We start from the raw sequence: 23,979 nt of genomic DNA, 5'->3' as shown, positions 1-23,979 counted from the left end.
GCCTAAAAGACTATTTTACAATAGGTAAAAAGTATCTTTCGGTATATTTCTTCTTAATGGATATGTATATTTACCCATAATTGCCGATATGAAGGGTAAACCAGCAAGAGGAGATATAGTAGATGAAAAAAATTGTACAAATCATCAAGCAGCGATCGCTTACAAGAAAACTTCTCATTTCTTTTTTAGCCGTTCTCATTCTTCCTGTTTCAGTACTTGCTTTTATTGCTTATCAATCGGCGGTGAGCACGCTTGACAGGCAGGTGATGGGCAGCGCGTTAGAGAATGTGCAGCAAATCAATAATCTGATCAATACAAGCATCAGCCAAAAAGAAGACGGTGCCGCTTATTTCAGCGAGTGGCTTACCGAAGATAAATACAAGCCGAAAAACAAAGCGCAAATAACGGATAAATTCACAGAGTATATGAAGATCAATAAAGATGTAGAATCGATCTTTACGAGTGATACGAAAGGCCATTTCACACGGTACCCCGATTTGCAGATGCCCAAAGGGTATAATCCGGTTGAAAGAGATTGGTATAAAAAAGCTGTCGAAAGCAAGGGGAAAGTTGTCGTAACAGACCCTTACCGCACCGCTTCAACCAATACGATGGTCGTCACGGTCGTTCAGCAGACGAAAGACGGCTCCGGAGTGGTAGCCATTAATATGAAAATTGACGAGATCCTGAAAACCACGAAAAAAGTGAATATCGGAAAATCAGGCTATGCGTTTATCCTGACGAAAGACAAAAAAGTTGTCGCCCATCCGAACAGAACGCCCGGCACTCTATTAGACGGTGATTGGGCCGATCAGCTTTACAGCAGCAAAAAAGGAGATTTTCAATACGTTTACGATGGTGAAAAGAAGAAAATGGCCTATGACACTAATGAGTTAACGGGCTGGAAAATCAGCGGAACGATTTATTTGGACGAGATTCATGAAGCCGCACTGCCGATCCTTCACCTGTCCTTGCTCGTTCTGGTATTAGCCATTGTCATCGGAACAATCGTCATGGTGCTGATCATCCGCTCGATTACAAAACCGCTCAAGCAGCTCGTGACGACATCCAAACGGATCAGCGAAGGCGATTTGACAGAAACGATTAAAATTCAATCAAAAGATGAATTGGGCGAGCTGGGCAAAAGCTTTAACAATATGGCCGCCTCACTCCGTTCTTTGATTCATACGATTCAGGATTCCGTGAACAACGTCGCGTCTTCCTCAGAAGAGCTGACAGCTTCAGCGGAGCAGACAAGCAAGGCAACCGAACACATTACACTGGCGATTGAACAATTTTCAAACGGAAATGAAAGCCAAAGTGAAAAAATTGAAAGCACCGCGGAACATATTTATCAAATGAATACCGGACTTGAAGATATGGCGAAAGCATCGGCTGTCATTACGGAGTCCTCCGTAAAATCTGCGGAAGTCGCCAATTCAGGCGGACAGCTTGTTCACCAAACAGTCGGCCAAATGAACGTCATTGACCAATCCGTGAAAGAAGCCGAAAACGTCGTGCGCGGTCTGGAAACAAAATCAAAAGACATCACAAACATTCTCCGCGTCATTAACGGAATCGCCGATCAGACAAACCTTCTCGCGCTGAATGCGGCAATCGAAGCGGCGCGTGCCGGAGAATACGGACGAGGTTTCTCTGTCGTCGCTGAAGAAGTCAGAAAGCTTGCCGTGCAATCAGCTGATTCGGCTAAAGAAATCGAAAGCTTAATCGTGGAAATCGTAAAAGAAATCAACACGTCTCTCGGCATGTTCCAATCCGTCAACCGGGAAGTAGAGAGCGGTCTTGATATTACGAATCAAACCGAAACAAGCTTCAAACGGATTTCTGAAATGACAAGCCAAATTGCCGGAGAAATCCAAAATATGAACGCGACTGTAGAACAGCTGACAGCCGGTTCACAGGAAATCTCAGGAGCCTCTGAACATATCGCATCCATCGCGAAAGAAAGCTCCGCCAGCATCCAAGACATCGCCGCCTCCGCTGAAGAGCAGCTGGCATCGATGGAAGAAATCAGCTCGTCATCAGAAACATTGTCACAAATGGCGGAAGAATTACGTGATATGACGAAACGCTTTAAAATAGAATAATAGATAAAAACACCCAAATTTACACGTTGGGTGTTTTTTTTAGTTTTTTTAATAAATCTTTTGTCCTATCTGACGATATTAGATTTAGCTTTTGAAAGAAGGAGACTGAAAAAATGAAACAACTGATACATTGGATCAAACAGCCATCCATCAGCAAGCCGCTTATCGCGGCATTCTTGGCCGTACTGGTGCTGCCGGTCGGCATACTCGCCTACTTCAGCTACCAAACGGCGGGAAGTTCGTTAGAAAGCGAACTGACACACAGCGCCCAAGGAAATGTCAACGAATTAAACAGCGTGCTGGAAAACATGCTGGATGGCAAGCTGAAAGCCATCGATTATTACAGTGAATCAATCACCAAGGACAAACTGAAACCAAAAAACAAATCCATACTGCTTGAAAATATGAAACAGTATGTCACCGTAAACGACGATGTTGGATCAGTGTATGCCGCGTCCGCTGACAAAGCATTCGTTAAATATCCGTCAACTGAAATGCCGGCCGATTATAATCCGGTAACACGCGACTGGTATACAAAAGCAGTTGAAAAAAACGGACAGCCTGTATTCACCGAGCCTTATAAAGACGCATCAAACGGAAAAACCGTCGTGACAATTGCCAAACAGACAAAAGACGGATCGGGCGTTGTCGCTCTGGATATCAACCTGGACGACCTGCTTACCGCTTCCGAACGCGTGCAGATCGGTCATAAAGGATTTGCTTTTATTACAACGGGAGATAAAAAATACATCGCCCATCCGACCATTAAACCGGGAACGGCAGGTTCAGGGGACTGGACAAAAGAAGTCTTTTCAAAAACAAGCGGAACGTTTGAATACATGTTTGAAGGACAGCAAAAGAAAATGGCCTTCACGACAAACAAATTGACAGGCTGGAAAATCGCCGGCACTTTCTTTGTCAGCGAAATCCATGACGCAGCCGCTCCCGTTATGAAAATGGCGCTCATCATCCTTGCCGTTTCTCTTATCGCCGGCGGCATTTTAATCGTTTATATCATTCGCTCAATCTCAAGCCCGCTCAAAAAGCTTGTCTCGACATCCGCTAAAATCAGCGATGGTGATTTAACAGAAGTAATTGACATCAAATCGAAAAACGAATTCGGCCAGCTCAGCCAAAGCTTTAATGAGATGTCGGCGTCACTGCGATCTGTCATTGGCGTCATTCAATCGTCAGTAGAGCATGTGGCTTCCTCTTCAGAAGAGCTGACGGCATCTGCCGGGCAGACGAGCAAAGCGACAGAGCATATTACATTGGCGATTGAACAATTTTCGAACGGAAACGAATCCCAGAGCGAGAAATTGGAAGAAAGCGCAGAACACCTTTCCCAAATGAATGCAGGCATTGCCGAGACGGCGAATGTATCGGCGGACATTACCGAATCCGCCATTCAAACCTCTGATACGGCCGGAAGCGGAGAAGAATTAGTGGCGAAAACCGTCGGCCAGATGAAAACAATTGATCGTTCCGTTCAGCAGGCGGAAGCGGTCGTAAAAGGATTAGAAACGAAGTCACAAGATATTACGAGCATTCTGAACGTCATTAACGGCATTGCCGATCAAACAAATCTGCTTGCCTTAAACGCCGCCATCGAAGCGGCCAGAGCCGGCGAATACGGACGGGGCTTCTCTGTCGTAGCGGAAGAAGTGAGAAAGCTTGCCGTGCAATCAGCTGATTCCGCTAAAGAAATTGAAACGCTGATTCAAGAAATCGTCAAAGAAATCGCCACATCGCTTTCTGTATTCCAAGCGGTGAACCAAGATGTGAAGGAAGGCCTCAACATTACTGATCAAACGGCCGAAAGCTTCAAAAAAATCTCGGAGATGACGACACAGATTTCAGGCGCTTTACAGCATATGAACGGAACGCTTGAGCAGCTTGCGGCCGGGTCGCAAAACGTGACAAACGCGGTGGATGACATTAACGCTGTCGCCAAAGAAGGATCCGCCAGCATTCAAGACATTGCCGCGTCCGCCGAAGAACAGCTTGCCTCCATGGAAGAAATCAGCTCATCCGCTGAAACGCTTGCTCATATGGCTGAAGAACTGCAGCAGGTCACACGGAAATTCACCATTGAATCAGAAAACGAAGCCGGGAAACAGCTGTAACGAGCTGTTTCTTTCCTCCCGCCGAAAAAAACGATACACTTGAACATAAGAAGGGAGTGTTACGATGAGACTCGAAGGAAAAAAAGTCATAGCGCTAGTCAGTGATGATTTTGAAGATTTAGAGCTTTGGTATCCCGTCTATCGGTTACGGGAAGAAGGGGCAATTGTTCATTTAATAGGAGAAGAAGCGGGCCGTTCATACAAAGGAAAATACGGCGTACCTGCAACGGCAGATTATGATTTTAAGAGCCTGATTATCCAGGAGTATGATGCCGTGCTCGTGCCGGGCGGCTGGGCTCCTGACAAATTGAGGAGATACCCGGAGGTTCTGGAAATCATTCGCACGATGAACGAGCAGAAAAAGCCGATCGGCCAAATCTGCCACGCGGGCTGGGTGCTGATATCAGCCGGAATCCTGGCAGGGAAAAAAGTGACAAGCACGCCCGGCATCAAAGACGATATGACAAACGCCGGGGCGGAGTGGCTGGATGAGGCTGTCGTAACAGACGGCCATATTGTTTCAAGCCGCCGTCCGCCTGATCTCCCGCAATATGCAAAAGCATTTGCCGATGTTTTAGCGGCCAAATAAAAGAAACATCCGCCCGTAACTCCGGGCGGATGTTTTTAGTTTCGGTCGGCGGGAAACACAATTCCCATTTGTTTTCTCGCTTCTTCCATAATGTTTGCCGTGATGAACGAGCGTTCAAATGTATTTTCGGAAGACTCAAGCTGATTGTTTTCAAGAAGTGATACGAATTCAGCCGTTTCGTAATACATGGCTGGTTTCGTATCAGGAACAGAAATGTCTTCCACGCGCCCGTCACGATATCGGATCTCCGCTCTTTCCGGTCCGTGAATGCTGTCCAGCACGATGGTGCCTTCTTCTCCCTGTATCTCTGCAGGAGCATAGGAATTCGAAATTTTTGAGTGCATGAGCACCGCTTCAAATCCGTCATATGACAGAATCACCGTGCCTTGGCCGTCAACGCCGGTAGATAATCTGTAACCGGTTGCTTTTACCTCTTTCGGTTTTCCGAACAGTACGACCGCCGGATAAATACAATACACGCCGATATCCATTAAAGAACCGTTTGATAATTCCGGCTGAAACGCGTTAAGCACCGTTCCGTTTTTAAAAGCATCATATCGTGATGAATATTGGCAATAGCTTGCCGTAAATCTGCGGATTGCTCCGATTTTATGTAAGTGGTTTTTAATCAATTTAAAGTTGGGCAGGAAGGTGGTTTTCATCGCTTCCATCAGCAAAACGCCGTTTGCCTTGGCTGCTTTAATCATTTCTTCTGTTTCCCGCGCGTTAGAAGCAAACGGTTTCTCACACAGCACATGCTTTCCGTGCTTCATAAAAAGGATTGCCTGTTCTTTATGGAATGCGTTTGGGCTGGCAAGATAAACCGCGTCATAGCTTCCGCTTTTCGCCATCTCTTCCAGGCTTGTGAAATGATGTGCTGCACCGTGGATACCGGCAAATTCCCTGGCCCGTTCCTCTGATCTTGAATAAACCGCCGCCAATTGAAAATGGTCAATAGCGGAAGCCGCTTGGAGGAAGCGGTCTGTAATCCAATTCGTTCCTACTGTTGCAAACCGAATCATTGCTATCGCTCCTTCTGTTTACTGTCTTTCATTATAGCACAAACATAAAAGCAAAATAGTTTACGGTATGAATGCATAGGAAAATTTCCCAAAGAGACCGGTTTATATTTTTCATTATAGGAACGATAGTGTACAATTTAGGTAAAATACGTATGATGGAGGAACAATAGTGGAAACATTGCAAACATGGGGCGGCAGATTTAAACAGTTTTTCTTAGACAATAAATTTGTCTTATTTTTGCTTGTATTGCTGCTCATCGGTCTCAATATTCTTGTTTTTACAAAAACATCGTTTATTTTCACACCAATTATCGTCCTGCTCAAGACGATTGCGCTCCCCGTCATTTTGACAGGAATTGTTTTTTATTTACTCAATCCGATCGTAGATATACTCGAAAAAGTAAGAGTGAAAAGGGTCTATTCCATTTTGATCCTCTATCTCATCATTATAGGATTAATTACGATCACTATCGTATCGATCATTCCGTTTTTAAAGGAACAGATCATGAGCCTGATCGACAACCTGCCGAGATATGTGGATATCGTTGAAGACCAGACGAAAAATCTGATCGGAAGCGATTTTGTGAATCAGGCGCAGAAGACGATGAATATTAACATTTCCGATTTGGCGAATAAAGTCTCGGCTCAGGCTGCGACGATAGCGAACAGCACATTTACCGGAGTCGGAAATTTTATCGGCGCCCTGACTGAGGTTATTATTTCTATCGTTACCGTTCCGTTTATTTTGTTCTACTTGCTGAAAGACGGAAAAAAACTGCCCATCTATATCTTAAAGTTTGTGCCGACCCGTTTAAAGGAACAAACGTACACGATGCTGAGCGAGATGAACCACAGATTAAGCTCCTATATCAGAGGCCAGGTTATCGTCAGCTTCTGTATCGGTTTTTTATTATTTATCGGATATCTGATTATCGGACTTGATTACGCCTCGCTGCTTGCGGTCATTGCCGCTTGTACAAGCGTTGTGCCGTATTTAGGGCCGACGATTGCCATCACCCCGGCTATCATTATCGCTTTGGTGACGTCTCCGTTTATGCTGCTGAAGCTTGCGATTGTCTGGACCATTGTCCAGCTTGTGGAAGGAAAATTAATTTCTCCGCAAATTATGGGGAAAAACCTTCACATTCACCCGATTACCATCATCTTTGTCCTGTTGACCGCCGGAAAACTGTTCGGCGTTGTCGGCATTATTTTGGCCATCCCGGGTTACGCGGTCATTAAAGTGGTCACGACCCACTTGTTTGATTGGTTTAAAATGCGGTCGCATTTATACGAAGAAGAAAAAAATGATGCGGTTCCCAAGGCATAAAAACGGGACGGGTCTGATATTTATAAGAGACAGGCTTTCCTCTAGGGGAGAGCTTCTCTTTTGTAAATGCTTAATGAAGGGAAGAATAGGATGACACTATGGGAAGTGTTCACAGCAGCCGTTTTAGGGATAGTTGAAGGGTTAACGGAATACGCACCGGTTTCTTCAACGGGACATATGATCATAGCGGATGACATCTGGCTGAAATCCGGCAATCTGATGAATCCTGAAGCCGCCAATTCCTTTAAGGTGGTCATTCAGCTGGGCTCCATATTGGCGGTGGCGATTGTATTTAAGGATCGGATTTTAAATTTACTGGGTCTCAAAAAGAATGTGACACGCGATCAGGAAAAAGGGCACAGGCTCACCATTGCGCAAATAGCGATCGGACTTGTTCCGGCGGCAATTCTCGGCTTTTTATTTGAGGATTACATTGACCGATACTTATTTTCCGTAAGAACAGTGGCCTTCGGGTTAATTGCCGGAGCCATCCTCATGCTTGCGGCAGACTGGATCAATAAAAGGAAAGAAACGACCGATACGGTTGACCGAATCTCCTGCAAACAGGCCCTCTGTGTCGGCTTATTCCAATGTCTCGCCCTATGGCCGGGCTTTTCCCGCTCAGGGTCAACGATTGCCGGCGGCGTCATCCTCGGCTTGAAACACAGAGCGGCAGCCGACTTTACGTTTATTATGGCCATTCCGATTATGGCCGGAGCCAGCCTTTTAAAGCTGGTGAAATACTGGGACAGCCTCTCGCCCGACATGATCCCGTTTTTTCTTATCGGCTTCATCAGCGCCTTTTTTGTCGCTCTCTTAGTCGTTAAATTTTTTCTTCGCCTCATTAATAAAATCAGACTCGTGCCATTCGCCATTTACCGTATCATTCTCGGCGTGATCTTACTGATGCTTGTGGTATAAAAAAGAAGACCCCGCGTAAGGGTCTTCTTTTTTATAAGTACCGGCAACTAAATTTCCTATTGAATTCCGAAGAAAACTCGTCTATAATAAAACATGACGTTACCGCACGGGGCCATAGCTCAGCTGGGAGAGCGCTACGCTGGCAGCGTAGAGGTCAGGGGTTCGAGCCCCCTTGGCTCCATACCCGAAACCCTTGATATGATCAAGGGTTTTTTTGTTTTTCAGGAACAGAGCCATTGTACTTAAAAGCAATTGGGGACGATTTGGGGACCAAAATTTCGTTACTTTTCGCATTCAATTTAGGGTTAAATTGATCGAAAAATCCAGCTGTCTCATTTTCAAGTTTTTCGGTCGTATGTCCGTAAATATCGGATGTTATTCGTCGGCTTGCATGACCGGCCCGTTTTTGAATTGCGCTCATATTTTCGCCGGCTTCTATAAGGAGAGCTGCCATAGTATGTCGCAGGTCATGGAGCCGGATATCTTTGAGCCCGGACTTGTTTTTAATTTTAGTCCACTTTGCAGTAGGGGTAGTGTAGTAATATGGTTTTCCAGTACCACTGTGAAAGATGTATTGATTGTCCCCGCCTTCCCCGAGCATAAGTTTTTCTTTCTTCCACATGAGATAATATTTTGCCAAATCATCCATATAGAAATTCGGCATTTTAACAAAGCGTAAAGAGCTTTTTGACTTTGGTCTTTTGACAAGAGATTCTCCGTTAATTGTTTTAGAAAATGATCTGTTTACGTATATTCCGCCCCAATCTGCATACAGATGCCATTCGCAGGCAAGAGCTTTACCTCTTTGAAGCCTCCCGATTAAAGCAGCAAGACAGAATACGCGCCATTTAATATCTTATTTCATACAACACTTTAATACATTCAGCTGCTTCATCAGATCCAAGAAAGTTCATTTCTTTATTCTCAGCAGACCATATGGTGTAACGAGAGCAGCTCCCATAGGAATTAAGACTGCCAAGGTTCTTTATTATGCAGTCTTTTTATGGGTGAGAAATAGACTTGGGATGAAGATTACCGCAAGGACAATGACGGATACAAAGAATCCGGCATGGTAACCTTTTAAACCGTTGGAAATTGTTGGTTCCAATCCTTGTATAACAGTTGCGGCAACAGTTGCGATAACGGCTGAACCAAAGCTCGAACCAAGATTTTCAATAATATTAATACCGACACCTGCTTCTGGAAGTTGTTTGCCGTCAATTCCTGTATAAGCGTCACTCGTGAGCGGAAGCATAATACCTCCAAAACTGGCGCCTCGGATGAACAATACGATGGAAATCCAAATCATACTTGTTTTATCGGTGATAAAGATAAGCGGAATAGATCCGATGAGCGAAAGAACAAGGCTGACCATCACCACGTATTTCGCACCGATCTTATCAATCATTTTTCCGATCAGCGGCCGAGTAACGAGCATCCCAATCCCTTGAGGAATTAATGCAAGCGCTGCTTCAATTGCTGTGAAATGACGGATGTTTTGCAAGAACAATGGAAGTATTAACATTGGTCCCATGATGGCAATATTCGCCAGAAATAATCCGATGCTTGATGCTAAGAAGCTCTTGTGTGCGAACAAATTCATCGGGAGCACTGTTTGATTCTTTCTGATCCGATTATATACGAGGTAAATTACTGCTAAAACAAGTCCAATGCCAATCCATAGGATGGTTTCGCTATTGTTAAATGATGCATAGTCCGATGCTTTCGTAATTCCGTAAATCAATGACGCGCTCATTAAAGACAAATCGATAATCCCAAAAACATCGAGTTTACGATCTTTGTTGAATGGTTCAAAGTCTGGAATAGTTTTCATCATAAGTGGTGCACCAATCAAAACGATGAACACGTTGATGAAGAAAATCCAAGGCCATGATGCACCTTGAACGATGAAACCCCCGATTACAGGTCCTAAGATTGGGCCGAAGATCATAGGGGTGCTGACGATCGCCATAACTTTCCCCAGATTCTCTGGACCTGCTGTTTTAACCAGGAGGGTTGACATAAGCGGGGTAATAATTCCAGCGCTAAATCCTTGAAGTAAACGGAAGAAGATGAAGCTGGATACGCCCCAACTAATGCCAGCAAAAACAGAAATTACACCAAAGGCGATGACTGAGCCGACGAAGATCTTCTTTCCGTTATATTTATTCATAAGCCAGCCGGATACTGGAACTGCAATCGCAAGGGCTAAAACATAACCTGTAACAGACCATTGAATGATATCCAATGTCGTGTTGAAATCCTTAGTTAGTTTGTCGATGGCGATGTTCACCATAGTTGAGTCAAGCATTGGAGCAATTGCTCCAAGTGCAATAGCCCAGGCAGCCGTGAGAATTTCTTTTGGTAATCCCGGTTCCTTTCCTTTATCTTTTGACATATGATTCTCCTCTCAAAAGCTATGTCTTTGTTTCTGTGTCAACAAAATAATAGAGTGTCTTTGTTTCTTTGTCAACAAAAACAATAAAAAGGCAGCCCGTTCTCAATAGAGTTGGGCTGCCTATGTTTTCATTTTCAAATTTATTTCGACTTAATATCTGCACCAAGTTTCTTTATTTCTGCATCCAAATGGCTGCTGTATTTTGCAACGAAGCTAAGCATAGTGTCAAATTGTTCCTCGGTTACTTGTTCAAATACGATTTTGTCTCGTTCTTGAAACTCTTTGTGCAGTTCCTCATGGATTTTAAAAATGACTTTCCCTTGCTCAGTAAGCCTAAAATAGATTTCTTTCTTGTTATCCGGTTTCTGATAGCTTTCGATAAGACTTTTTTTTATAAGCTTTTTAGTTAATTTACTTATGGCACCTCTCGTCATATAAAGGGACTCCGCAAGTTTAGTCACATTGGCATCTCTATTTTTTTCAATGAATTCGATACAGTGCACTTCAGAAGGCTTATAACCCTTAAGGCTGTCTTCCATCTTAAGCTTATTAAGCCACACCATCTTGTTAAAAAAGTCCCTGAAATTCATTAGGAGCTGTTCTTTTTTGTCCATGGCCTGTCCTCCTACTCGTTGGTGCATAAACAATATTATAAAATTTTTGTTTCTATTTCAACAATATTGAAATAATTATTTAGGAACTTATAGTACGTAAAAATTTGACGGCAGCGGAAGGCGCCGATCTGCTTGCTGTTATCCGGCAAGCGTGTAAGCCAGCTGAATAGCCTCGGCCGGATCAAAGGGGTTAGGAAGGCGGGAACAGTGGCCTTGTTCTTGCTGGAACATGTACAAGCTCTCAAAAAAGAATTAGAAGCAGAATTTATCAGAGATTACGAGAGAATTTTTATTTTTTATTATTTTGTGAAATATGGTTAGAGAGACGGATGTGAACATGGGTTTCGGCTACGTTTGTTTTGAATATAGATATATGTTCAAGCGTGTTTAACGTTTAATCCCCATTACATTGAAGGTTACGACGATCCTTTGTAAACATACAGCTAACGTTTCCGGAAAGTGAACTTCGTATTTGGAAACGTAAAGCGAAGAGATATTCAAACCCCTGCTTTTACGAGAGGAATAAAAACCCATAATTAGAAGAAGTTAAATAATATTGTGACGACTTTATTAAACATTCATTTTATATATATCTTTTATTCGAAATACCCTTTACTATAAAGGTGTATTTAAAATACATCTTTTAGAAGGGTTGAGACGAACATGTTGGATGAGAAAACAATAAACATCATAAAAAGCACTGTACCTGTATTGAAAACAAAAGGAGAAGACATTACCGGACGCTTTTATAACCTGATGTTTCAAGATCATCCTGAGCTTCTGAATATGTTTAACCAAACCAATCAAAAGAAACAAACCCAACGGGCAGCATTGGCTAATGCGGTAATTGCAGCCGCTGCCAATATTGATCAATTAGAAAATATCATTCCGGCGGTCAGACAGATCGGTTATAAGCACACAAGCATTGGGGTGAAGCCGGAACATTATCCGATCGTAGGAAAGTATTTGCTGCTGGCCATTAAAGACGTGCTGCAAGATGCCGCTGCTCCTGACATCATGCAGGCGTGGGAAAAAGCGTACGGTATTATCGCAGACGCGTTTATCAGCATTGAAAACGAGATGTACAAGCAAGCCGGCTGGCAGGGGTATAAAGGCTTCACTGTTATAAAGAAAATGAAAGAAAGCAAAGACATCACATCATTTTATGTAAAACCGACCGACGGCCTTCCGCTGCCGGAGTTTGAAGCGGGACAATATATCAGCGTCAAAGTGCGGATTGCGGATTCACCTTATACGCACATTCGCCAGTACAGCATGTCTGACGCTTCCGGAAAAGGTCATTACCGAATTTCTGTGAAAAAGGATGGAGCAGTTTCGTCTCATCTTCACGATCATGTCCATGAGGGCGATGTCCTGGACATCAGCGCTCCAGCCGGAGATTTCACGCTGACGTCTTCAGGAAAAACAGCGGTTTTAATCAGTGCCGGCGCCGGTATTACGCCGATGGTGAGCATGCTGAAAACGGCTGCCGAAAAACAGCCCAAGCGTTCCATTATCTTTATTCATGCGGCTAAAAACGGAGATTACGCGGCATTCCGTAAAGAGGCGGAGGAAGCGGCAGCAAACCATCCATACATGAAAACCATCTTTATATACAGCGACCCGACACAAGAAGACCGCTCGGGAGACAAGTCTTTTTTCGAAGGGCGAATCGATCAGGATTTTCTTGAACGTTTGAACCTGAAGCAAGATACTGAATTCTACCTGTGCGGCTCTGCTCCATTTATGACACAAATGAACGACATGATCATCGAACTCGGATTTGATCCGCAATCCGTTCGCTATGAATTATTCGGCCCGCAGCTAAGCATGGCACAGGCTAATTAAAAACCCCTCACAGAGGGGTTTTTTGGATGATATAATGGCGGATATACGCTTTTTCCGGGAGGATAACATGAACGTAAAAGGACTGAACCATTTTTTATTTTCCGTAGCCGATTTAGAAATATCCATCGCGTTTTATCAAAAGGTGTTTGGCGCAAAGCTGCTAGTGAAAGGGAAAAAAACGGCTTATTTTGACCTGAACGGAATGTGGCTTGCCCTCAACGAAGAAAGCGATATTCCCCGCTATGAAATTCATCAGTCATACACGCACATCGCCTTCTCAATCGATGAAGAGGACTTTGAGGACATCCATCGCCACCTGAAACAGCTGAACGTTCATATACTGACGGGAAGAGAAAGAGATGTAAGAGATAAAAAGTCTATCTACTTTACTGATCCGGACGGTCATAAATTTGAATTTCACACCGGTACATTGGAAGACAGACTGGACTATTATCAAAAAGAAAAAAGCCATATGGAGTTTTACTAGAAAAACAGACGGCCTTCCTCCGTCTTTTTCCCTATTTTATTGAAATTTTCATCAATGAACAGTAAAATTATAAATCTAGTCATTCGGAATTAAAGGAAGGTTGATATGAAAAAGAAAGCAAAGACAAAAAAGGTGCTGGCCGGCCTTTTTGCTGTATCTCTTATATTCGGATTATTTCTGATTTCAATGGTGTTTTCGAAATTCATCGTAACAGAGGAAAAACCGCCTGAAGAGGTGGATGAGCAGCAGGTCTTTATTGACAGCCTTTCCGGGCACGCTCAAATTTTATATGAGAAGTATCATGTCCTTCCGAGCATCACCCTGGCACAGGCGATTCTGGAATCGGATTGGGGAAACAGTGAGCTTGCGGGAAAAGCCCGCAATCTGTTCGGTGTGAAAGGTGATTATAAAGGAAAGCATGTCACGATGAATACAGATGAGTTTGAAAAGGGAAAACGAAAAACGATCCGGGCGAAATTCCGCAAGTACAGTACGTTCTTTGAATCCATGGACGACCATGCCAAATTATTTGTCAACGGCACATCGTGGAATAAAAAGAAGTACAAGCCTGTATTGGAAGCGGGCGATTACAAAACGGCGGCTGCCGCTCTTCAAAAATCAGGCTACGCCACCGATCCGGACTATGCAGAAAAAGTGAAAGACGTCATAGAAACGTATAACCTGAATGAATTTGACAAAGTCAATGCGTCTCTCAAAGCAGTTGATCTGAAAGGCGCCATTAAAGACCGCTCCATTGAAGACGTGTGGTCAAAACCATCGAAAGAACCGCATTCTATTAAACTTGCGTCGGCGCAAAAGTTTACCGGACAGCATATTAAAGTCGTTTCTGAAAAACAAAACGGGCAATCCGTCTGGTATCAATTTCAGGTGAACGACCAGCTGATAGGCTGGGTTGACAAAACTGCCGTACAATTAAATGAAGAAACGTGACCTTAGAAAAAAGCCGGCGGACTGCCGGCTTTTTTTACATCCCCTCATTTTCAAACCGTTTAATATCATGTTTATGCCCCATCAGAACAAGGCAGTCACATTCGTGAATGACAGTCTCCGGAGAAGGGGAAAGCTGAATGTCTCCGTTATGTTTGACGGCAAGAATGGTACAGCCGAATTTGGACCGGACGCCCAGCTCAAGAATTGATTTTAAATGCAGCTTTTTCGTAGCCAAAAGCTCAACGATGCTGTATTCGTCTGATAAATCTATATAATCTAAGACGTTTTCATCTGAAAGGCTCTGCGCGATCCTGACGCCCATATCCTTTTCAGGATGGATGATGCGGTCCGCGCCGATTTTTTCAAGCACCTTATGATGATAATAATTTTGCGCTTTCACCCAAATATGAGGGATGTTCAGTTCCTTCAATAACAACGTCGTTAGGGTGCTTGCCTGAATATTGGCGCCAATCGCCACGACGACATATTCAAAATTTCTGATGCCGAGCGAATGCAGCTCGCTTTCTTCCGTCGCATTTGCCCTGACAGCGTGCGTAGCGTAAGAGGAGTACGCATTAACTCTTTCCTCGCTGATATCAATGGCGAGCACCTCGTGCCCCATTTTAAAAAGCTCTTTGCAGATACTTCCTCCGAAACGGCCCAGCCCGATAACGGCAAATTGTTTATTTTTTATTCTTCCCAATACTCATAACTCCTTATGAAGCTGTTTTTTCGTTACTTCCATCACATTGAGCTGACAAACAACAACCAAGAATGTACTCCTGTTTCAAGTGTTTGTCAATGAAAGATAGAAGATGTGAAAAACAGCAAAAAAAAAGACCGGCTGACAAGCGTTGTGAGCTTGAGCCGGCCTTAACCGAGATTATTTGCAGTTGCAAGGCTGTGTAGGCGGTGTGCTGCGCTTTTGGACAACAATTGTGTCCTCAGCATAAAACTTAGAACCGATGCTTAATGATTTATTTTCTGCACGGAATTTATATGTACCCGCAGCAGGAAGCGTTTTATTATTCAGAGCCAGCTTGAATTCTGCTGCACCAAGTAAATCAATGTTTAACGGAAGTCTGACCGTTTTTCCGTTATTAAGAATCTGTCTTTCACGCAAAGCGTGTCCGTTAATTGTATCCTTTGTCGTTGCAGTGAACCCGCTCGGAAGGGTGAATTCCATTACGCCTAAGCTCAGAATCGTGTTCGGACGGTAAGTCAGTTCAATATCAGAAAATGACCATTCCTGCTGGCTGGCGCCGGTGTATTTTGCAAATAATGTAGCAGTTGCTTTTGTGGACATTTCCGGCTCATGAACGGATGAACCAGATTCCGCGGCAAAAGACGTTGCCGGAAGAGCGAGCAGCAAAACAAGGCCGAATAAACTTGCCATCAAAGATGTGAAAAGCTTGTGTTTCATGTTAACAAATCCCCCTAAAAAATATTGTAAACCCTGATCACCCGCCTTCCAAGAGGAGAATGACCAATATTTACCTATAAAAATTTACCATCAATTTTAATGGAAGTAAATGGGTTTATATTCCTATATTTTCTGAGGGGTTCTCTGGAAATACGACGTATAGTGACAAAAAAGCAAGAAAAAAACGCCTGTTTAGGATTCAGGCGTTTTTTCATTAGTTTCTATTGGGATAAATTTAAAAATTTCCCCGCTCTGCACCGAGTCGGCAAGCCGTTTCAGCCAATGGTAATAGGCTTTTGAGCTTTCGAGCTGATCGTATAAAAGGCGTGCTTCTTCTTTTAATGCCGAATCACCGTCTTCCTTCTCCAAAACGGCCTGCAAATCCGCCTGGGCTTGAACGATGGCAGACAAATTGACCTGAACTTCCCGATCCCATTTCGGCGGGAAAAAATTTGTGAAAAACGTAAAGAAGTCCTTTTCCGCTACAAACGTATGCTTTCTGATGCCGCGGTGAAAGGTTTTTTTAACCACATTTAAGTCCTGCAGTTTTTTGACGCCGGTGCTCATGCTCGGTTTGCTCATTTGCAGCTCCTCGCGCATTTCATCAAGCGTCATCTCATCTCTCATATACATTGTTCCATATAAAATCCCGACGCTCCGGGTAATTCCGTATAGATCCATCGTCTCTGCAATTGAATCAATCACAAGGTCTCTTGCTTGTTCTATAGCTGTGAATTCTGGATTTTCATCCATACTGTCCCTCTTTTCTCTTGAAGATTAAATTTGTTAAGTCATTTCTTTATGTTCTTAATCTTAACGAATCAACACAAAAAGTCAAAACCAAAAAGAGGACAAACTGGGTTTTGACACGTAAAAAAACGTATGTTAAATTAATATTGTTAAAAACATTAAATTTTTATTTAACAAACTTACTTTTCGGTAAGGAGGACTCTCATGAGCAAAACGCTATATATCGGCGGCGAATGGGTCAGCGCAGAAAAAAAACAGACCCGCCGTATCATCAACCCATTTAATCAAGAAGAAATCGCAACGGTATGCGAAGGTGACCGCGACGATGCCGTAAAAGCCATCGCCGCAGCCAGAAAAGCTTTTAATGAAGGAGACTGGCCGGCGCTTTCCGGACTTGAGCGCGGAAAATTTGTTCTGAAAATTGCGGGATTAATCAGACGCGATCTGAATGAACTGGCTGAGCTGGAATCGCTTGATACAGGAAAAACACTTGAAGAAAGCAAAGCCGATATGGACGATATCGCAAATGTATTTCAATACTATGCCGGTCTTGCGGATAAAGACGGGGGAGAGGTTATCTCATCTCCGATCCCCGATTCTGTGAGCAAAATTGTCAGAGAGCCCATCGGTGTATGCGGACAAATTACGCCGTGGAATTATCCGCTCTTACAGGCAAGCTGGAAAATCGCTCCCGCTCTGGCGGCTGGAAACACGATTGTATTAAAGCCGAGTGAAATCACTCCGCTGACGACGATTAAAGTATTTGAATTAATAGAAGAAGCCGGCATTCCGAAAGGTGTCGCAAATCTCGTGTTAGGACCGGGAGCAACAGTCGGCGACGAGCTTGCGAGAAACCTTGACGTCGACTTAGTATCCTTTACGGGCGGAATCGAAACAGGCAAAAAGATTATGCAGGCGGCAAGCGGCAATGTGAAAAAAATTGCTCTCGAGCTTGGCGGCAAAAACCCGAATATTGTGTTTAAAGATGCAGATCTTGAAGTGGCTGCCGACCAAGCGCTGAACGCCGTGTTTTTCCATGCCGGCCAGGTCTGTTCGGCGGGTTCGCGCCTATTAGTGGACGAAGCCATTCATGATGAATTTTTAGCAGAGCTGATTAAACGCACAAAACGCATCAAATTAGGCAGCGGATTTCATGAAGATACCGAAAGCGGCCCTCTGATTTCAGCAGAGCATCGGGCAAAAGTTGAAAGGTATGTAGAAATCGGAATCGAAGAAGGCGCTACACTCGAAACAGGCGGCAAACGCCCTGATGATCCCGCGCTTCAAAACGGTTTCTTCTATGAACCTACTATTTTCTCAAACTGTACGTCTGATATGCGGATTGTGCAGGAGGAGATATTCGGTCCTGTTTTAACAGTCGAGTCATTCTCTTCCGAAGAAGAAGCTGTCAGACTCGCAAACGACACCATTTACGGCCTGGCCGGAGCAGTATGGTCCAAAGATATTGAAAAATGCGAACGGATGGCCGCTAAACTGCGGATGGGAACCGTTTGGATCAATGATTTCCATCCATATTTCGCGCAAGCGCCTTGGGGCGGCTATAAACAATCCGGCTTCGGCCGCGAACTCGGCAAAATCGGCCTTGAAGAATATACAGAAGTCAAACATATTTACCGCAACACAAAACCTGCAGCTGTTAACTGGTTCCATTCATAATAAGGAGGAGATTCAATATGACATTAAATATGAAAGTAGAAAGCATGCATAAATTCCATACATTCGAAATCCCCACGGTGATCAAGCACGGTATCGGCGCGATTAAACACGTCGGACATGAAGTTGGCGCGTTAGGCGTAACAAAAGCGCTTCTCGTCACAGATCCCGGAATTTATAATGCGGGAGTGGCAAACCCTGTCATTGAATCATTACAGGAAGCGGGCATTGAAGTCGTACTGTTCAACAAAGTTGAACCGAACCCGCCTGTACGCCTCGTAAACGAAGGATCAGAACTGTACAAAAAAGAAAACTGCAACGGCCTTGTAGCTGTCGGCGGCGGAAGCTCCATGGATACAGCGAAAGCAATCGGTGTAGAAGCGACACATAAAGGAAGCGTCCTCGATTACGAAGCCGCGGAAGGCAAAAAACCGCTGGAAAACCGCATTCCTCCGCTGACAACGATCCCGACAACCGCGGGAACAGGTTCAGAGGTTACGCAATGGGCCGTCATCACAGATGAAGATAGAGAATTTAAATTCAATACGGGCGGACCGCTTATCGCCGCGCATCTAACCGTGATTGACCCTGAGCTTCACGTTTCCATGCCGCCGCATGTAACGGCAATGACAGGCATCGATGCACTGGCGCATGCCATCGAGTGCTATACGATGAAATTCGCCCAGCCGATTACCGACGCCGTGGCTCTGATGGCGATTGAATACGCAGCGCATTACATTAAGCGTGCATTTGCTGACGGAGAGGATGTAGAAGCAAGATACGGCATGGCGCAGGCCGCGATGCTCGCAGGCCTTTCATACGGCAGTGAATCAGCAGGCGCGGCGCACGCGATGAGCCAGACTCTCGGCGGCATTATTCCTGTCGCTCACGGACAGTGCGTGGCGGCCATGATGGGGCCTGTGATGGAATACAACTGGAAAGGTTATCCGGAAAAATTCGCCCGCATCGCCAAAGCTTTCGGAATTGACACAAGCAAAATGTCGACGGAAGAAGCGGCCAAAGCGTCTGTCAACTGGATGTATGACCTTGTAAAAGATTTAGAGGTTCCGAGCTTAGAAGAACAAGGCGTATCTCCGGATATGATTGAGCGCTTATCAAAAGAAGCGATGAAAGATCCGCAAACATTCGGAAACCCAAGAGATTTAAATGAGAAAGCATATAACTGGATTTACAAACGCTGCTTTGACCTGACGCCGAAAACAGTATAAAAAAATGTCCCCGCTCCTTTACAGAGCGGGGTTTTTTTCGGATAATGGCATCAACAAGGCGGTGGTTTTATGTGGAAACGGATAAAAGCAAAGGCTGAAGGGCTATATAAAGCCGATACGAAACACTTTGTCACAAAAAGAATGGACAAGCTTCATGCGGATTACGGAGGGATTCCCGGCGACCTCCATTTTGGCCTGACCAAAAAAGCGGGAGCGCGGGAGCCGATGTATGAGAGAGGAACCGAAATTTTTAACCGCAGGCAGATATCAATCGTGTCAATTGAGGAATGCGATGAGATTGCTGATGCGATGGGGATTCCGAACATCTTCCCGGAATGGCTCGGCGCCAATATTGCCATCAGCGGTTTCCCTTCATTAACATTACTTAAAGAAGGCAGCAGGATCATTTTTCCAAGCGGTGCCTCCTTCCTGTGTGAGGGAGAAAATGATCCGTGCATTCAGCCGGGAGAGATCATTCAATCCTATTACCCGGATCATCCGAAACTGGCGGCGGCGTTTGTGCGGCATGCCCTGGGCAAAAGGGGCATTGTCTGTATCGTCGAACGGCCGGGTGACATTTGTGCGGGCGACACGATAGACATTCATTCTTATGAACCGAAGCGCGCCAAGAAAAAAATCGAAAGGGTCTGAGTCAGACCCTTTCGATTTTTTGTTTGATTTCTTCTATTTGATTAATGTGCCGTTTTTCATGATGGCCGATAAAATCAATCCATTGGCGGATCGTTAATTCTTGAAAAACAGGATGCGGAAGCACTCGTTCAAAGTCCTCCTCTTTTAATGAAGCAATGACGGCGGTTAAGTGCTGTCTCGCCACATCTAATTCCTCTTTCAATTCAACGATTGATTTGTGGCCTTGATCAGGGGCAAGGTGAGGCGGCGCAGTGCGTTTGTTCGTTCTGTCCTCTGCCATCACAAGCGGTTTTTCTTCCGTTTCTTTTATCGGTGCATCCTTTGCGCGTTCTGATAAAAGGGTATGCGCTGTTTCGTCAATTTTCTTTAAATGGTCAAGCACTTCCCGCACGCTCCACTCATCAGCCGACGGCTTCCAGTTGAATTGCTCTTCCGAGAGTCCCTTCACTGCATCCCAAGTCTGCTGTCTGGCGTCATTAAAAATACTCATCATATCTCCTCCTTAAGAAAACATTACCATATCCAGCTTTTATATTCATGTATTCCTTTTCGTTTTTCTGAAAATTGAAACCTTTCGTCGGGCAGCCCGTATATAAAGTAGCACTCCATCATCTCATCCGAAAGGAGGGTTGAATGTGGACATATTTCATATTCCGTTACAAACGATTTATCTTTACACACTCATCATTGCGGGAAGCCTGACGCTTTTGTTTCTCTTTTTCAATGATGTTTTTCACGGCCTCGCAGAAGCCATTCCAGTCTCTTTTCTGAATCCTGCGTTGATATTGTCGTTTCTGACGATCTTCTCAGCCACAGGCTATATCGGCGAAATCGCCGCTCCGCTATCAAGTCCTGTTATCGCATTACTATCATTTGCTGTTTCAGTTCTCATGGTCAGCTTGCTGCACTTCTTTGTCCTTGTGCCGCTTTCATCAGCGGAGGAATCGCTTGTTTATCGGGAAGCGGATTTAAGAGGGAGAGTCGGCAAAATCATTACCTCCGTTCCGAAAGACGGTTATGGGGAGGTCTTAATAGAGGGGATCAGCGGTGCTGTCTCTAAGTCCGCGGTCAGTTTTGATAACGAGCAGATCAATTACGGAACGGCAGTATTAATTATAGACGTGAAAGACGGAGTGCTCTCAGTGACACCGCATGAACCAATTTAAATAAGGGGGAACTTGATATGACAATGCCGATTATAATCGTCATCGGAGTGGTATTCTTTTTACTCATTGCACTCATTGCTGTATTTATTACAAAATACCGGACGGCGGGGCCGGATGAAGCCCTGATCGTGACCGGAAGCTACCTGGGCAATAAAAATGTCCATATTGATGAAGGAGGCAATCGGCTGAAAATCGTCCGCGGCGGGGGAACATTCGTACTGCCGGTTTTCCAGCAGGCTGAACCGCTCAGTCTCTTGTCAAGCAAGCTTGACGTCTCAACACCCGAAGTATACACCGAACAGGGCGTTCCCGTCATGGCGGACGGAACGGCCATTATTAAAATCGGCGGCTCCATCGGCGAAATCGCGACTGCCGCTGAACAATTTTTAGGGAAATCCAAGGAAGACCGCGAGCAAGAGGCGCGAGAAGTGTTAGAAGGCCACCTGCGTTCAATCCTCGGTTCCATGACGGTAGAAGAAATTTATAAAAACAGAGAAAAGTTTTCTCAAGAAGTTCAGCGGGTCGCGTCCCAGGATCTTGCCAAAATGGGGCTGATGATCGTCTCCTTTACCATTAAGGATGTCCGCGACAAAAACGGCTATCTCGAATCATTAGGTAAGCCGAGAATCGCCCAAGTAAAACGAGATGCGGATATTGCCACGGCTGAAGCTGATAAAGAGACAAGAATTAAACGGGCTGAAGCCGATAAAGACGCCAAAAAATCAGAATTGGAACGCGCCACGGAAATTGCCGAAGCTGAAAAAATCAACCAGCTAAAAATGGCGGAATATCGGAGAGACCAGGATACCGCGAAAGCAAATGCCGATCAGGCATACGACCTCGAAACCGCAAAAGCCCGCCAGCAGGTGACTGAGCAGGAAATGCAGGTCAAAATTATCGAGCGGCAAAAACAAATTGAATTAGAAGAAAAAGAAATTCTGCGCCGTGAGCGCCAATATGACTCTGAAGTGAAGAAAAAAGCCGATGCAGACCGCTATTCTGTAGAACAAGCGGCCGCTGCCGCAAAAGCGAAGCAGCTCGCAGAAGCAGACGCCGAGCAGTACAGCATCGAGGCTATGGCGAAGGCGGAAGCCGAGCGTGTAAGAATAGACGGTCTTGCTAAAGCGGAGGCTGACAAGGCAAGAGGGGAAACCGAAGCTGAAGTCATTCGTCTGAAAGGACTCGCGGAAGCCGAGGCGAAAGAAAAAATCGCCGAAGCGTTCGAAAAATACGGGCAGGCGGCGATCCTTGATATGATTGTGAAGATGCTTCCTGAATATGCGAAGCAAGTATCGGCCCCGCTTTCAAACATTGATAAAATTACCGTCGTCGATACAGGCGGAAACGGTGAAAACAGCGGAGCCAATAGAGTTACAGGCTACGCAACCAATTTAATGGCAGGATTGCAAGAAAGCCTGAAGGCCTCTTCAGGAATAGATGTAAAAGAAATCATTGAGAATTTTTCAGGTAAAGGAAACATAAAACAAAGCATTAATGAGCTGGCAAACGAACTGAAAGATTCAAGCGTCGAAGAGAATCACGCATAAAAAACAGCAGGCGTTTACGCCTGCTGTTTTTTATTCTGTCCGCTTTGTCTCAAGGAGCCGCGGTGCAGTTATAAATAATAAACAAAGTACAATTGTGCAAATAATAAAAGAAGGAATCATATAAGTGGCATTATAACCGAGAGAATAAATCCAAACCGGCGTCCCTTTTGGAGCATAGCTGCCGAAAAAGACAGCGCCCGAGATGACATGAGCAGCATATCGCAGCACACTGCCTATAAACACCGCGATAACGACATATACGGTTAATGCACTTCTTTTTTTGGCAAAAGCCGCTTTACGGACGGCAGAAGCAAAAAAACCGCTAAAACCGATTACAGCAAAAGCCGCTATGTAGTCGAGTAAAAGCTGAACCGGGTGCTGCAAAAAGAGATTGCCGATGGCGATTTGGACAAGTCCGGTAAGAAATCCCGTCGTCAGTCCGGCCTTCACCCCCCAGCGAAATGAAATTAAAAAAATCGGAATCATCATAATAGAGACTGAACCGCCTTGGGGCATACGGAGAAACATACCGGACACGATATCCAGAATGACGGCTGCCCCGGTCATAATCGCTATTTCAATTAAGCGCACAAGCTGTGTTGATTGATTCATAGTTTTCCCCCTGACTAGACAACCCTTTTAAGGACAAACAAAAAAGCAGCGCGGGAAAGGATGGGGAAAGTTCCACGCACTGCTTACAAACTGCAATTCATTTGGCTTTGCCACATCCCTACGCCAGCGTTAACTAACAGGTTCAAAGGGTCAGAACGAAACGTTCACTCTCAGCTTTATTGCTCCCCTTGTGGTCATCAAGTATTTAGTTCAATCCTACTATACAAGAAAACGGTACAAACGACAAGACAGCTTGTTTATTCTATAGAAGAGAAATGAAAACTGTATTGCACAAATTAATCGCGGAGTTTTTTTTGAAAAAACTATTGTAATATGTTTTAAAGGGTGTTATATTATTAAACGTCGCTGATGAACAGCTGACAACAACAAAATGCTTCAAAAACAACATGAAAAAAGTTGTTGACATAAAAGAAGCAAAATGTTACTATAATAAAGCTGCTTCAATAAGCGGTAATGATCTTTGAAAACTAAACAAGACAAAACGTACCTGTTAATTCAAAGTTTTAAATAAA

General features: G+C 44.5%; 22 protein-coding genes, 1 tRNA gene, 1 pseudogene and 1 riboswitch. Of the genes and pseudogenes, 15 read left to right on the top strand and 9 right to left on the bottom strand.

Annotated features, from left to right (window positions below; translation table 11 throughout):
- Positions 1-122: 122 nt before the first annotated feature.
- From KY305_RS20455 to KY305_RS00105, 4 genes and pseudogenes are all read left to right on the top strand, one after another.
- A pseudogene (locus KY305_RS20455) lies at positions 123-1,163 on the top strand (cache domain-containing protein); the annotation flags it as partial.
- On the top strand, positions 1,158-2,108 hold the full coding sequence (locus tag KY305_RS20450; protein WP_483862203.1) for a methyl-accepting chemotaxis protein: 951 nt from the start codon (positions 1,158-1,160) through the stop codon (positions 2,106-2,108). The pseudogene KY305_RS20455 and the gene KY305_RS20450, both read left to right, overlap by 6 nt.
- Positions 2,109-2,221: 113 nt before the next feature.
- Positions 2,222-4,234 (top strand): methyl-accepting chemotaxis protein, encoded by a 2,013-nt coding sequence (locus tag KY305_RS00110; RefSeq protein WP_223060832.1) that lies wholly within the window; start codon positions 2,222-2,224, stop codon positions 4,232-4,234.
- Positions 4,235-4,298: 64 nt separating this feature from the next.
- Positions 4,299-4,823, top strand: coding sequence for a type 1 glutamine amidotransferase domain-containing protein (locus KY305_RS00105; RefSeq protein WP_223060831.1), 525 nt, complete (start codon positions 4,299-4,301; stop codon positions 4,821-4,823).
- A 35-nt stretch (positions 4,824-4,858) separates the two neighbouring features.
- On the opposite strand, the gene KY305_RS00100 is transcribed toward KY305_RS00105, so the two are convergent.
- Entirely contained in the window at positions 4,859-5,845 is a 987-nt protein-coding gene (locus KY305_RS00100) for a Gfo/Idh/MocA family protein (RefSeq protein WP_223060830.1), read from the bottom strand.
- Between the two features lie 169 nt (positions 5,846-6,014).
- Here KY305_RS00100 and KY305_RS00095 point away from each other — a divergent pair, with 169 nt between their 5' ends.
- The 3 genes from KY305_RS00095 to KY305_RS00085 all read left to right on the top strand — a co-directional run bounded on the left by KY305_RS00095 (position 6,015) and on the right by KY305_RS00085 (position 8,277).
- Positions 6,015-7,175: an AI-2E family transporter gene (locus tag KY305_RS00095; RefSeq protein WP_223060829.1), complete on the top strand. Its 1,161-nt coding sequence runs from the start codon at positions 6,015-6,017 to the stop codon at positions 7,173-7,175.
- A gap of 90 nt (positions 7,176-7,265) precedes the next feature.
- A complete protein-coding gene (locus tag KY305_RS00090; RefSeq protein WP_223060828.1) occupies positions 7,266-8,096 on the top strand; it encodes an undecaprenyl-diphosphate phosphatase in 831 nt (276 codons plus the stop codon).
- Positions 8,097-8,204: 108 nt separating this feature from the next.
- Positions 8,205-8,277 (top strand) — tRNA-Ala (locus KY305_RS00085).
- 21 nt (positions 8,278-8,298) lie between these two features.
- On the opposite strand, the gene KY305_RS19825 is transcribed toward KY305_RS00085, so the two are convergent.
- From KY305_RS19825 to KY305_RS00070, 3 genes are all read right to left on the bottom strand, one after another.
- A complete protein-coding gene (locus KY305_RS19825; RefSeq protein ID WP_396021497.1) occupies positions 8,299-8,745 on the bottom strand; it encodes a tyrosine-type recombinase/integrase in 447 nt (148 codons plus the stop codon).
- 339 nt (positions 8,746-9,084) lie between these two features.
- On the bottom strand, positions 9,085-10,494 hold the full coding sequence (locus KY305_RS00075) for an MDR family MFS transporter (protein ID WP_223060827.1): 1,410 nt from the start codon (positions 10,492-10,494) through the stop codon (positions 9,085-9,087).
- Positions 10,495-10,634: 140 nt separating this feature from the next.
- Entirely contained in the window at positions 10,635-11,108 is a 474-nt protein-coding gene (locus KY305_RS00070) for a MarR family transcriptional regulator (RefSeq protein WP_223060826.1), read from the bottom strand.
- 663 nt (positions 11,109-11,771) lie between these two features.
- Between KY305_RS00070 and hmpA the strand changes: the two genes are divergently transcribed.
- The 3 genes from hmpA to KY305_RS00055 all read left to right on the top strand — a co-directional run bounded on the left by hmpA (position 11,772) and on the right by KY305_RS00055 (position 14,394).
- Complete coding sequence (gene hmpA, locus KY305_RS00065; RefSeq protein WP_223060825.1) at positions 11,772-12,956, top strand: NO-inducible flavohemoprotein; 1,185 nt, start codon at positions 11,772-11,774, stop codon at positions 12,954-12,956.
- A gap of 67 nt (positions 12,957-13,023) precedes the next feature.
- On the top strand, positions 13,024-13,443 hold the full coding sequence (fosM, locus tag KY305_RS00060; protein ID WP_223060824.1) for a FosM family fosfomycin resistance protein: 420 nt from the start codon (positions 13,024-13,026) through the stop codon (positions 13,441-13,443).
- Positions 13,444-13,548: 105 nt separating this feature from the next.
- The gene (locus KY305_RS00055) at positions 13,549-14,394 is read left to right on the top strand and encodes a glucosaminidase domain-containing protein (RefSeq protein ID WP_223060823.1); all 846 of its coding nucleotides are present in this window, start codon (positions 13,549-13,551) and stop codon (positions 14,392-14,394) included.
- Between the two features lie 34 nt (positions 14,395-14,428).
- Here the strand turns inward: KY305_RS00055 and ktrA are convergent, their stop codons facing one another.
- The 3 genes from ktrA to cudC all read right to left on the bottom strand — a co-directional run bounded on the left by ktrA (position 14,429) and on the right by cudC (position 16,570).
- Positions 14,429-15,097 carry a potassium uptake protein KtrA gene (gene ktrA / locus KY305_RS00050; protein WP_223060822.1) on the bottom strand — a complete coding sequence of 223 codons (669 nt, stop codon included), beginning with the start codon at positions 15,095-15,097 and terminating at the stop codon, positions 14,429-14,431.
- A 180-nt stretch (positions 15,098-15,277) separates the two neighbouring features.
- Positions 15,278-15,817 carry a biofilm surface layer hydrophobin BslA gene (bslA, locus tag KY305_RS00045; protein WP_061522371.1) on the bottom strand — a complete coding sequence of 180 codons (540 nt, stop codon included), beginning with the start codon at positions 15,815-15,817 and terminating at the stop codon, positions 15,278-15,280.
- Between the two features lie 192 nt (positions 15,818-16,009).
- On the bottom strand, positions 16,010-16,570 hold the full coding sequence (gene cudC, locus KY305_RS00040; RefSeq protein WP_223060821.1) for a transcriptional regulator GbsR: 561 nt from the start codon (positions 16,568-16,570) through the stop codon (positions 16,010-16,012).
- A gap of 201 nt (positions 16,571-16,771) precedes the next feature.
- Between cudC and betB the strand changes: the two genes are divergently transcribed.
- From betB to KY305_RS00025, 3 genes are all read left to right on the top strand, one after another.
- The gene (gene betB, locus KY305_RS00035) at positions 16,772-18,244 is read left to right on the top strand and encodes a betaine-aldehyde dehydrogenase (protein WP_223060820.1); all 1,473 of its coding nucleotides are present in this window, start codon (positions 16,772-16,774) and stop codon (positions 18,242-18,244) included.
- Positions 18,245-18,261: 17 nt separating this feature from the next.
- Entirely contained in the window at positions 18,262-19,470 is a 1,209-nt protein-coding gene (gbsB, locus tag KY305_RS00030) for a choline dehydrogenase (RefSeq protein ID WP_223060819.1), read from the top strand.
- A gap of 69 nt (positions 19,471-19,539) precedes the next feature.
- On the top strand, positions 19,540-20,121 hold the full coding sequence (locus KY305_RS00025; protein WP_223060818.1) for an MOSC domain-containing protein: 582 nt from the start codon (positions 19,540-19,542) through the stop codon (positions 20,119-20,121).
- A 1-nt stretch (position 20,122) separates the two neighbouring features.
- Here KY305_RS00025 and KY305_RS00020 read toward each other — a convergent pair whose 3' ends face one another.
- On the bottom strand, positions 20,123-20,611 hold the full coding sequence (locus tag KY305_RS00020) for a DinB family protein (RefSeq protein ID WP_223060817.1): 489 nt from the start codon (positions 20,609-20,611) through the stop codon (positions 20,123-20,125).
- A 145-nt stretch (positions 20,612-20,756) separates the two neighbouring features.
- On the opposite strand from KY305_RS00020, the gene KY305_RS00015 reads away from it, so the two are divergent.
- Positions 20,757-21,287, top strand: a complete 531-nt coding sequence (locus tag KY305_RS00015) for an NfeD family membrane protein (protein WP_223060816.1) — start codon at positions 20,757-20,759, stop codon at positions 21,285-21,287.
- 17 nt (positions 21,288-21,304) lie between these two features.
- Positions 21,305-22,834: a flotillin lipid rafts scaffold protein FloT gene (locus tag KY305_RS00010; protein ID WP_223060815.1), complete on the top strand. Its 1,530-nt coding sequence runs from the start codon at positions 21,305-21,307 to the stop codon at positions 22,832-22,834.
- A 30-nt stretch (positions 22,835-22,864) separates the two neighbouring features.
- On the opposite strand, the gene thiT is transcribed toward KY305_RS00010, so the two are convergent.
- A complete protein-coding gene (gene thiT / locus KY305_RS00005; RefSeq protein WP_223060814.1) occupies positions 22,865-23,446 on the bottom strand; it encodes an energy-coupled thiamine transporter ThiT in 582 nt (193 codons plus the stop codon).
- Positions 23,447-23,544: 98 nt separating this feature from the next.
- Positions 23,545-23,645, bottom strand: a riboswitch (TPP riboswitch).
- Positions 23,646-23,979 lie beyond the last annotated feature (334 nt).

Source organism: Bacillus sp. YC2 (genome assembly GCF_019891195.1).
In the GTDB taxonomy this organism is placed as follows: Bacteria; Bacillota; Bacilli; order Bacillales; family Bacillaceae; genus Bacillus.
This window is presented reverse-complemented; position numbering and strand designations above follow the sequence as displayed.

Coding starts and splice junctions, on each gene's coding strand:
- KY305_RS00105 (WP_223060831.1), top strand. CDS start 4,299: ATGAGACTCGAAGGAAAAAAAGTCATAGCGCTAGTCAGTGATGATTTT.
- KY305_RS20450 (WP_483862203.1), top strand. CDS start 1,158: ATGGCCGCCTCACTCCGTTCTTTGATTCATACGATTCAGGATTCCGTG.
- bslA (WP_061522371.1), bottom strand. CDS start 15,817: ATGAAACACAAGCTTTTCACATCTTTGATGGCAAGTTTATTCGGCCTT.
- fosM (WP_223060824.1), top strand. CDS start 13,024: ATGAACGTAAAAGGACTGAACCATTTTTTATTTTCCGTAGCCGATTTA.
- KY305_RS00075 (WP_223060827.1), bottom strand. CDS start 10,494: ATGTCAAAAGATAAAGGAAAGGAACCGGGATTACCAAAAGAAATTCTC.
- KY305_RS00090 (WP_223060828.1), top strand. CDS start 7,266: ATGACACTATGGGAAGTGTTCACAGCAGCCGTTTTAGGGATAGTTGAA.
- KY305_RS00020 (WP_223060817.1), bottom strand. CDS start 20,611: ATGAGTATTTTTAATGACGCCAGACAGCAGACTTGGGATGCAGTGAAG.
- thiT (WP_223060814.1), bottom strand. CDS start 23,446: ATGAATCAATCAACACAGCTTGTGCGCTTAATTGAAATAGCGATTATG.
- KY305_RS00055 (WP_223060823.1), top strand. CDS start 13,549: ATGAAAAAGAAAGCAAAGACAAAAAAGGTGCTGGCCGGCCTTTTTGCT.
- cudC (WP_223060821.1), bottom strand. CDS start 16,570: ATGGATGAAAATCCAGAATTCACAGCTATAGAACAAGCAAGAGACCTT.
- betB (WP_223060820.1), top strand. CDS start 16,772: ATGAGCAAAACGCTATATATCGGCGGCGAATGGGTCAGCGCAGAAAAA.
- KY305_RS00110 (WP_223060832.1), top strand. CDS start 2,222: ATGAAACAACTGATACATTGGATCAAACAGCCATCCATCAGCAAGCCG.
- KY305_RS00025 (WP_223060818.1), top strand. CDS start 19,540: ATGTGGAAACGGATAAAAGCAAAGGCTGAAGGGCTATATAAAGCCGAT.
- KY305_RS00010 (WP_223060815.1), top strand. CDS start 21,305: ATGACAATGCCGATTATAATCGTCATCGGAGTGGTATTCTTTTTACTC.
- KY305_RS00070 (WP_223060826.1), bottom strand. CDS start 11,108: ATGGACAAAAAAGAACAGCTCCTAATGAATTTCAGGGACTTTTTTAAC.
- gbsB (WP_223060819.1), top strand. CDS start 18,262: ATGACATTAAATATGAAAGTAGAAAGCATGCATAAATTCCATACATTC.
- KY305_RS19825 (WP_396021497.1), bottom strand. CDS start 8,745: ATGGATGATTTGGCAAAATATTATCTCATGTGGAAGAAAGAAAAACTT.
- hmpA (WP_223060825.1), top strand. CDS start 11,772: ATGTTGGATGAGAAAACAATAAACATCATAAAAAGCACTGTACCTGTA.
- KY305_RS00100 (WP_223060830.1), bottom strand. CDS start 5,845: ATGATTCGGTTTGCAACAGTAGGAACGAATTGGATTACAGACCGCTTC.